At 64.1% G+C, this 9,506-nt stretch carries 7 protein-coding genes and 1 pseudogene; 7 read left to right on the top strand and 1 reads right to left on the bottom strand.

Features of this window, described 5'->3' with window-relative positions; translation table 11 throughout:
• The 5 genes and pseudogenes from ACE1EY_RS05900 to ACE1EY_RS05880 form a co-directional block, all read left to right on the top strand.
• Nucleotides 1-678, top strand: a pseudogene (locus tag ACE1EY_RS05900) (leucyl aminopeptidase); the annotation flags it as partial.
• Between the two features lie 153 nt (nt 679-831).
• Nucleotides 832-1,257 carry a DNA polymerase III subunit chi gene (locus ACE1EY_RS05895; protein WP_291513196.1) on the top strand — a complete coding sequence of 142 codons (426 nt, stop codon included), beginning with the start codon at nt 832-834 and terminating at the stop codon, nt 1,255-1,257.
• Nucleotides 1,250-4,033 carry a valine--tRNA ligase gene (locus tag ACE1EY_RS05890; RefSeq protein WP_370299687.1) on the top strand — a complete coding sequence of 928 codons (2,784 nt, stop codon included), beginning with the start codon at nt 1,250-1,252 and terminating at the stop codon, nt 4,031-4,033. The genes ACE1EY_RS05895 and ACE1EY_RS05890 overlap by 8 nt, the downstream gene beginning before the upstream one ends.
• A gap of 12 nt (nt 4,034-4,045) precedes the next feature.
• Nucleotides 4,046-4,459: an FxsA family protein gene (locus tag ACE1EY_RS05885; RefSeq protein ID WP_370299686.1), complete on the top strand. Its 414-nt coding sequence runs from the start codon at nt 4,046-4,048 to the stop codon at nt 4,457-4,459.
• Between the two features lie 75 nt (nt 4,460-4,534).
• On the top strand, nt 4,535-5,938 hold the full coding sequence (locus ACE1EY_RS05880) for a hypothetical protein (protein ID WP_370299685.1): 1,404 nt from the start codon (nt 4,535-4,537) through the stop codon (nt 5,936-5,938).
• A gap of 42 nt (nt 5,939-5,980) precedes the next feature.
• Here the strand turns inward: ACE1EY_RS05880 and ACE1EY_RS05875 are convergent, their stop codons facing one another.
• The gene (locus ACE1EY_RS05875) at nt 5,981-7,453 is read right to left on the bottom strand and encodes a DUF3336 domain-containing protein (protein ID WP_370299684.1); all 1,473 of its coding nucleotides are present in this window, start codon (nt 7,451-7,453) and stop codon (nt 5,981-5,983) included.
• 185 nt (nt 7,454-7,638) lie between these two features.
• On the opposite strand from ACE1EY_RS05875, the gene ACE1EY_RS05870 reads away from it, so the two are divergent.
• Nucleotides 7,639-8,529 (top strand): AAA family ATPase, encoded by an 891-nt coding sequence (locus tag ACE1EY_RS05870; RefSeq protein ID WP_370299688.1) that lies wholly within the window; start codon nt 7,639-7,641, stop codon nt 8,527-8,529.
• Nucleotides 8,529-9,506 (top strand): DUF58 domain-containing protein (locus ACE1EY_RS05865; RefSeq protein ID WP_370299683.1); only part of this gene is annotated, 978 nt, incomplete at its 3' end. The genes ACE1EY_RS05870 and ACE1EY_RS05865, both read left to right, overlap by 1 nt.

The raw sequence follows: 9,506 nt of genomic DNA, 5'->3' as shown, positions 1-9,506 counted from the left end.
ATTAAGCCCGGCCCCAAGCTGGACGAGATGAAGTACGACATGTGCGGCGGCGCATCCGTCTTCGGTGCCATGCATGCACTGGCCGAGCTGGAACTGCCCATGAATGTCGTGGGTATCGTGCCCAGCTCCGAAAACCTGCCGGATGGCGACGCCAACAAGCCGGGCGACATCGTCACCAGCATGTCGGGCATCACCATCGAGGTGCTGAACACCGATGCCGAGGGCCGGCTGATCCTCTGTGACGCGCTGACCTACGCCGAGCGGAATTACGACGCCGACGTGATCGTCGACATGGCCACGCTAACGGGTGCCTGCGTGGTCGCGCTGGGTGCCCACGCCACCGGCCTGTTCTCGAACCAATCATCGTTGGCCAAGGCATTGCTCAACGCCGGCGAATCGATCGTCGATCGCGCCTGGGAGATGCCGCTGTGGGAGGACTACCAAAAGCAGCTCAAAAGCCCGTTTGCCGACGTCGCCAACATCGGTGGGCCGGGAGCCGGTGCGATCACCGCCGCCAGCTTCCTGCACCGCTTCATGCGCAAGCAGCGCTGGGCGCATCTGGACATCGCCGGCACGGCCTGGACCAGTGGCGGCGCGACCAAGGGCTCGACCGGTCGCCCCGTTGGTCTGCTGGTGCAGTTCCTGCTCGACCGTCTGGAAAAGCAGCAGGCGGCCTGATCGTCCAAGGCTGCTGATGCGAGGCCGGCAGTTGCGCTGCCGGCCTTTTTTGTTGGGGCGCTTGCCGATCGGGCATGACGCAATGCAGCGCCTGCGCTAATCTTGCCCGCCCTCGCGCTGTCACAGGCAGCCGCCGCGCCGACCACACGGCCCATGACACGAATCGGCTTCTACATACTTCGGGCAGCAGAACCACAGGCGTTCCTCTGCCGGCTCTGCCAGCAGCTCTACCAGCGCGGTCAGTCAGTCTATGTTCATGCGGCCGATGAGCAGGCGGTGCAGCAATTGGACGAATCGCTATGGACCTACCTCCCTGGCGCGTTCGTTCCCCACGATGTGTTGGGGGCGAATGATTCAGCCGACACGCCCGTGCTGCTGGGCCATGGTGAACCGCCGGAGAACCGGCACGATGTGCTGATCAACCTGGCGCCGGATGTGCCACTGTTCTTCAGTCGCTTCGAGCGCGTGGCCGAGATCATCCCGGCCGAAGATTCACTCAAGACTGCTGGTCGACAGCGGTTCCAGTTCTACCGCGATCGCGGTTACCCACTCGACACCTATCAAGACGTAGATGGATAAGACCTACGACCCGTCAGAAATCGAACCCCGGTGGTACCAGACCTGGGAGGACGCCGGCGATTTCAATGCCCGGCTCGACGCCGACCGCGATGCCTACTGCATTGTCATTCCGCCGCCGAATGTTACGGGCAGCCTGCACATGGGGCATGCCTTCCAGCACACCATCATGGATGCGCTGACGCGCTACCACCGGATGCGCGGCGACAACACCTTGTGGCAGCCGGGCACGGATCACGCGGGCATCGCGACGCAGATGGTGGTCGAACGCCGCCTCGCCGCCGAAGGAGTCTCGCGCCACGATCTGGGCCGCGAAGCCTTTGTCGACAAGATCTGGGACTGGAAAGCCGAGTCCGGTGACAATATCACCCGGCAGATGCGGCGCATGGGCAGTTCCGTGGACTGGTCGCGCGAGCGCTTCACCATGGACGAAGGACTGTCCAAGGCGGTGACTGAAGTCTTCGTCCGTCTCTATGACGAGGGGCTGATCTACCGCGGCACGCGCCTGGTCAACTGGGATCCCGTGCTCAAGACCGCAGTCTCCGATCTTGAGGTCGAGTCCCAGGAAGAACAGGGCCACCTATGGCACCTGCGCTACCCGCGCACGGACGGCAAGGGCCATGTCATCGTGGCCACGACCCGGCCTGAAACCATGCTGGGCGACATGGCGGTGGCCGTACATCCGGAGGACGAGCGCTATCAGGATCTGGTGGGGCAGACGCTGGACCTGCCACTAACCGGTCGCCGGATTCCGGTGATCGCCGACGATTACGTCGACCCCGAGTTTGGCACCGGCTGCGTCAAGATCACGCCGGCGCACGATTTTAATGACTATGCGATGGGCCAGCGCCACTCGCTGACGCTGCTGAACATCTTCGACGACGATGCCTGCATCAACGCCGACGCACCGGAGGCCTACCGCGGCCTCTCCCGCTTCGATGCCCGCCAGCGGATCGTCGCCGACCTCGACGCTGCCGGCCTGCTGGAACGTATCGACGACCACAAGTTGATGGTGCCGCGCGGCGACCGCACCGGCGAGGTGCTGGAGCCGTACCTCACCGACCAGTGGTTCGTGAAAACCGGCCCATTGGCCGAACCGGCCATCGAGGCCGTGGAGTCCGGACACATCCGCTTCGTGCCGGACAATTGGAAGAACACCTATTACCAGTGGATGCGCAATATCGAGGACTGGTGTATCAGTCGTCAGCTCTGGTGGGGCCACCGCGTACCCGCCTGGTATGACGATGACGGGCAGATTGTTGTCGGCCGCACCGAAGCCGAAGCGCGCCAGCGCTGGCATGCCGAGCACGGCAGCGAAACAGAGCCTCGCCTGCGCCAGGACGACGACGTGCTCGATACCTGGTTCTCCTCCGCATTGTGGCCGTTCACCACGCTGGGCTGGCCCGAGCAGACGCCCGAATTGAAAGCCTTCTACCCCACGGCCGTGCTCGTCACCGGCTTCGACATCATCTTCTTCTGGGTCGCCCGGATGATCATGATGGGCATGAAGTTCGCCGGTGACGTGCCATTTCGGGACATCTACATCACCGGCCTGATCCGCGATGCCGAGGGGCAGAAACAGTCGAAGTCCAAGGGCAATGTCATCGACCCGGTGGACCTGATCGACGGCATCGATCTGGACGCCCTCGTAACCAAGCGCACGGCCGGCCTGATGCAGCCCAAGAAAGCCAAGGCCATCGAGAAATCCACCCGCAAGGATTTTCCGGACGGGATCCCCGCCTTCGGCACCGATGCCGTGCGGTTCACCTTTGCGGCGCTGGCCTCCACCGGGCGAGACATCCGTTTCGACCTGGGCCGGGTGGCGGGCTATCGCAACTTCTGCAACAAGCTCTGGAACGCCGCACGCTACGTGCTGATGAACACGGAGGATCAGGACACCGGCCTGAATCCGCACGATGTTGTCACGCTGTCAGCCGCCGACCGCTGGATCGTCTCCCGCCTGCAGGACACCGAGCGCAGGGTGTCGAACCACCTCGATGCCTACCGCTTCGATCTGGCCGCGCAGGCGCTGTACGACTTCACCTGGAACGAGTACTGCGACTGGTACCTGGAGCTGTCCAAGCCGGTGCTGACGGGCGGCGCCGATGCGGCAGCACAGCGTGGAACACGCCGGACGCTGGTGCGGGTACTGGAAACACTGCTGCGGTTGATGCATCCGCTGATGCCGTTCATCACCGAAGAAATCTGGCAGAAGGTCGCACCACTTGCTGGCGCCGATGGCCGCTCGATCGCGCTGACCCGCTGGCCGAAGGCCGATGCAGACAAGCAGGATGCCGCCGCCGAGGCCGACGTCGCCTGGCTGCAGGCCTTCATCCTCGGCGTGCGCCGCATTCGCGGTGAGATGGACATCCCGCCCAGCAAACCAATTCCGGTGTTACTGGAGCATGCAACGGCAGATGACCGTGAGCGACTCGGCCGCTTCGACACGCTGATCGCCTTCCTGGCGCGCACCGAAACCATCCGCGTGCTGGAAGACGACGAGGCCGCACCTGAATCCGCACTCTCCCTGCTCGGTGACATGCGCATCCTCGTGCCGATGGCCGGCCTCATCGACAAGAATGCCGAGCTGGCGCGCCTGGACAAGCAGATCACGCAGACCCAGGCCGATGTCCAGCGCGCAGAGGCAAAGCTGGGCAACGAAGGCTTCGTCAGCCGCGCACCCGAGGCGGTGGTGAACCAGGAGCGCGTACGCCTGGACAGCCACCGCAGGACGCTGGAGGAGTTACAGGGCCAGCGGGAACGGATCGCCTCCTTATAGGGTCAACCCGCCATGGGCTCACGTATCTTCCTTCTGCTGTTCATCATTCCGCTCGCCGAGACCTGGTTTCTGATCAAGGTCGGTGGGTTTATCGGCGCCGTGCCAACCATCGCGCTGGTGGTGTTAACGGCCGTGGTCGGCACCACGGTCGCCCGGCGCCAGGGCCTGACGACCATCCGCCGAATTCAGATGGCGCAGGTCGAAGGTCGCTTGCCCGCGGTGGAAATGGTCGAAGGCGTCATGCTGTTGCTGGCCGGCGTACTGCTGATGACGCCCGGTTTTTTTACCGACGCAATCGGGTTTTCGATGCTGTTTCCCAAGTTACGTGGCCGACTGGCGAAGCGAAGCATCGACTCGCTGGCTACGGCGCGTCCGGATCTGGAACAGCCCGTCGTGATCGAAGGCGATTACAAGCGCCGTCGTTAATTTCCTACACGCAAGACCGCCAAGCCTGCGCTAGTGTGCTCGCGGGGTTCATGCATCTGAACCCAGGGCGGACATATGAACGGATTCACTCTACTGCGCCACCGGACCGCTTTGAGCCTGGTCGGCCTGACCACCCTGTTCGCGACCCATGCCTTTGCGGCCCCCGGAGACCCACTACAACCGGTCGAAGCCTTTTTCCCGCCCGGTTTCGGTCACCCTGCCGCCGTCGTCGCAATCGATTCAGCATCCAATACGGCAGGCGATGCCGTCGTCATTGCACAGACGCGCGACTCTTCGCTCGGGCAAGGCGGGTCCATTTATGGGCGATTCTTCTCGGCGGATGGGGAGCGAGACACCACGCCCCAGTTGTTGGTTAGCGTCGTCGGCACCAACTCCGAGCTTCAGGACATCTACCACGGCAGTGTCGCCATGTCCGCGCAAAGCACGCGGTTCTGGCTGCTCTATGTGCTGGAGCACAACCCGAGAGCGGCGTTCCGGGCATCGACCGAAGTGCTGCTGCAGGAGTTCAGCGCCAGCGGCGAGGCCATTGGTCAACCTGTACGAATCGTCAAATTGCCGCAAGTGACCTTCGGAGTGGCCTACGGATTGAGCGCGCTACCGGTGGTCAGCGCAGGCCCCGACGGCACCGTCACCGTGGCGTGGGGACAGCTGGCGGCTGCCGCAGCCGGCGCGGGAATCCCGACGCCCATCGGAGGGACTGGCGTGATCACAGCAGCGCCGTTCACCTCGCAGATCCTGATGCGCCAGCTTGATACGCTGAGTCGCGAGCTGAGATTGCCAACGCAGGTGGCGATCGCAGCCAGCGCGCAGGTCGAGATTCCGTTCTTCAGCCAGGTGGAAGTGCCCCCGGTCGGCACCGGTTTTGTGACCGAACCACGGTTGGCCTATGCGCCGGATGGCACCCTGCTGGTGGCTTGGTCCAGGACGATCGGACAGTTTTCGCGCTACGGCGTATCGGCCAGCGAGCTGCGTGTGCGCCGCTATGCCGGCGAGGGCTTCGCCGCGGCACAAACCTTGGTCGCGGATATTCCGGACGAGGCCGTCGTCGCCAGCGTCAGCGCCAATGACACACGCTATGCGGTGACCTGGCAGGAGCGCGACACGCGCACCAGTCTCGTCCAGGCCTACGACAATGCCGGCGGGGCCATCAACACGGCCAGCGTCCAAACCGTGAACTCTCCCGGTGTCGGGTTGTTCACAAGCGGCGCCCACGTCTGGACCTTTGTTCCATCGGCATCGTCCCCTGACTTCGCCAGAGGGGTCTACACGCAGTTTTTCGATGCAGCCGGCGGCGCTGTCGGGGAACCGATGCTGGTGAACCCATCGGGTAGCGCGGCGACGCAGGCCGTCGAAGCCAGGGTCGAGACCGCTGCCGACAACGTGCTTGTAGTCTGGCGAACGCGGCCAGCAGACCCGGAACCGGATCAGGTCTATCTCCGGCGTCTCGAGGGTCTTTAGCGACCAGCCACGGGCGGGTTCCCGTTGGCTCGCCCGACCGGCCTACCCAGCCTTGAGCTGGGCCAGATGCATGCGCTCGTCGCCGTCGGTGCTTCGACCTGCCTGCACCTGTCGCAGACAGGCGTCCAGGGTCTGCGAAATCCGCGTCTGATGCAGGATCATCGACAGCTTCGGCCAGGTGGCCCGCTCGCCCGCCAGAATCATCTTGCGCGTGGCTTCGAGGCTTGGATTCGACAGCATCTGACGAAACTGACGCAGCCGGAACGAGGGAAGGATGGTGATATTGCCCCGGTACTCCTGTTCCAGCAGACCATGCAGCGTATCCAGCCGCTTGCGCAGCATGCCCGGCGGCGACAAATCACGCCCCAGCCCGGCCATCAACTTGGTCTGCTCCTTCAATGCTTCCAGCGCATAAGCCCGCAGTACGCCGGTGCGACCGCCCCGCGAGCGCGAACCGCGCAGGGCCATGAACGGCACGACATGCGGATTCGTCTGGCTGACGATGAAGTGATTGACGTTGTGCAGACGGCGCAGCCGCAGCCGCGGCAGATCACTCTTCATCGAGCCATCCACCCATTTCACATTGGGTAGAAACGGCACCTTGGCACCGTGATGATCACGCTGATAAAGCAGCACCGGTTCAAACACCACCGGCACGGCGCAGGAAGCCAGCACCGCCTCACGCAGGCAAAGGTGGGGGAAGGTCACATGATTGAGCAGCTTCGGCGACTGCGTGGTGTTCGCCGGTGACACGGTGACGTTGACGACCCGGCCGGTGCGCCGGTACGACTCTTCGAAGGTCATGTCCGATACGAAATGCTGAATGCCACGCCGCACCTGCGCCTGATCCATCAGCGCCCGCCGCTTGATGATCGAACCGAGCCCCAGGCCGCGCCAGAAGCCGAAGCGCGCCATGTCGGCATCGAATATGGACTCGATCTCGTCGTCGGTGTGCGTACCCAACGTGGCCGCGACCACCGACCCGGCACTGGAACCGGAAATCACCCGGGGCAACGCATTGTGCTCCCACAAGGTCTTGATCACCCCGATGTGAAACAGGCCCAGCGTCGCGCCGCCGGACAACATCAGGCCGGTGCGGCCAAACGACAGCGCCGTTTCCTCGAAGAACTTCAGCCGCTGGGCATGATCGCTGGGCCGACTCAGGCCTGCGAGATACTCCAGCGAGCGGCAAACCTCGTCGATGTAGTCGGACACCAGTCGCTTGGTGCCGATAAAGGTCTGCGCATAAATGCCGGGGCTACCAATGCCCCCGATATTCCAGTGCAGCCCCTGCCGCAATTCGTGCATCAGGCCGGGCACGTCGTTGCGCTCGCGAAGACGGCGGATCTGCCGCAGCCGCGCCCGAACCATGCGAAAGTCGTAAAGGGGCGATTCGTCCGACGCCTTCCAGGCATCGCCACCGGTCAGCTCGTCGAGACGCTGCGCGGCCTCGGCCCAACCACCGTAGTCGGCGGCATGGTGCATGGCTCGGCGGCATTCTCGGAGACTGGACATCACTTCCCTCGTTCGGAACTCGCGTTCATCCTCAGCTTAACGCCATTGCCACCATTCGGTGTAAACGTTTAGCGAAGCGGAGATGGCTCGGTTAGGCTTGGGAACCCGCTGACGCTGCTACAGAGACAACATTGGACGACGTGAATCCGCAATCCCGTGCAGGCGGCGTGGCACTGCTGCAATCCATGCAGCAACGCGCGAATGAAATCATTGTTGGCAAGCAGCACCAGCTCAAGCTGGCGACGGCCTGCCTGATCGCGGGCGGCCATCTGCTAATCGACGACGTGCCTGGCATGGGCAAGACCACGCTTGCGCACACCTTGGCCCGGTTGTTCGGCCTGGAGTTCAGCCGCGTGCAGTTCACCAGTGATTTGCTGCCCGCCGACATTCTGGGCGTTTCGGTGTTCGAAGGCGCCGATACCGGGTTCGTGTATCACCCCGGCCCCGTGTTCTCTCAGCTGGTGCTGGCGGATGAGGTCAACCGTGCCAGCCCGAAAACGCAAAGCGCCTTGCTCGAAGCCATGGAGGAAGGCCAGGTCACGATCGATGGCGTCACGCGGACGCTTCCGGCACCGTTCTTTGTGATCGCGACGCAAAATCCGGGCGAACAGGTCGGCACCTTCCCGTTGCCCGAATCGCAGCTCGACCGATTCATGATGCGGCTGGAGTTGGGCTACCCCTCAGCCGCCGCGGAGCTGGATCTGCTTGCCGGGCGTAGCCGCCGCTCCATGCTCGAAGAGCTGTCCCCGGTTGGCCAGGCAGAGCAGCTGGTCGCCGTGCAACGGCAAGTCGAGCTAATCAACACCAGCGAGGCACTGCTTCGGTACGTGCTGGATCTGATTCGCGCGACCCGCGCGTCCACCGAGCTGCGCGATGGACTGTCACCGCGCGCCGGGCTGGCGTTGAAGCGAGCCGCACAGGCCTGGGCCTACATGGATGCACGCGACTACGTGCTACCAGAAGACGTGCAGGCCGTATTCGCTGCCGTCGTGGCGCACCGGCTGCGCACGGCCGACCGGCGGCCGCTGTCCGCCGAAGCCGTGCTCGGCATCGTCGAGCACGTCGCCATTCCCTGATGATGACCACCGCCCTGCGGGGCGTTCTGCATCCGCTGCGCAGCATCAACGCGCGCATCGAACGCTGGGTGCTGACCCGTGTCCAGCGCCTGCCGGGTCCGGTGACGATCCGGCGTCAGCGCATCTACATCCTGCCCACGCGGCAGGGCACGATCTTCGCGGTGATGACCTTCGCATTGCTGCTCGGCGCGATGAACTACTCCAACAGCCTGGGCTTTGCGCTGAGCTTTCTGCTCGCCGGGCTGGGTCTGGTCTGTATGCATCACACCCACGGCAATCTGGTGAATTTGCAGCTGTCCAGCCGCGGCGGTGTCCCGGTCTTTGCGGGCGAGACCATGCGGTTCGCAGTCGCGTTGAGCAATCCCAGCCGCCGTTCGCGACATGTGATTGCGCTAACCCTCAAGCAGGGCGACTGGGGCGATCACTGGACCGACGTGCCCGCCGACGGCGAGGCGACGACAGGGCTGGATGTGAAGACCAGCCGCCGCGGTCGTGTGCGCGCGCCGCGCTTTGCCGTCTCATCCCGGTTTCCGCTGGGTCTGTTCTACGCCTGGACCTGGGTCGAGCTGGATCAGAGCGGTATCGCCTACCCGAAACCGCTGGGGCCGACGCTCCCCGACGCGCTGGACGGCGATGAAGGCTTCGAGACCGCGGCCTCGCAGCCTGGCAACGACGACTTCGCCGGCGTGCGCGATTACCACCGCGGCGACGCGCTGAGCTCCATTCACTGGAAGGTCAGCGCCCGCAGCGGCGAGCTGGTGGTCAAACAATTCGCACAGGCCCGGCGCGACGAAATCGTGCTGAATTTCGATCGCCTGACCGACCCGGATCCGGAGTTGCGAGTCTCGCAACTGGCGCGCTGGGTGCTGGATGCCGCCGAGCGCGGGCTGAGCTGGTCGCTAATCCTGCCCGATCAGCAGATCGCCGCCGACACCGGCAGCGAGCACTGCGCGCGCTGCCTCACCGCACTGGCACTT

It is taken from the genome of Abyssibacter sp., assembly GCF_964229365.1.
Classification (GTDB): Bacteria; Pseudomonadota; Gammaproteobacteria; order Nevskiales; family OUC007; genus Abyssibacter.
Note: the sequence above shows the minus strand (reverse complement) of the source record. Positions and strands in the feature narration are given on the sequence as shown.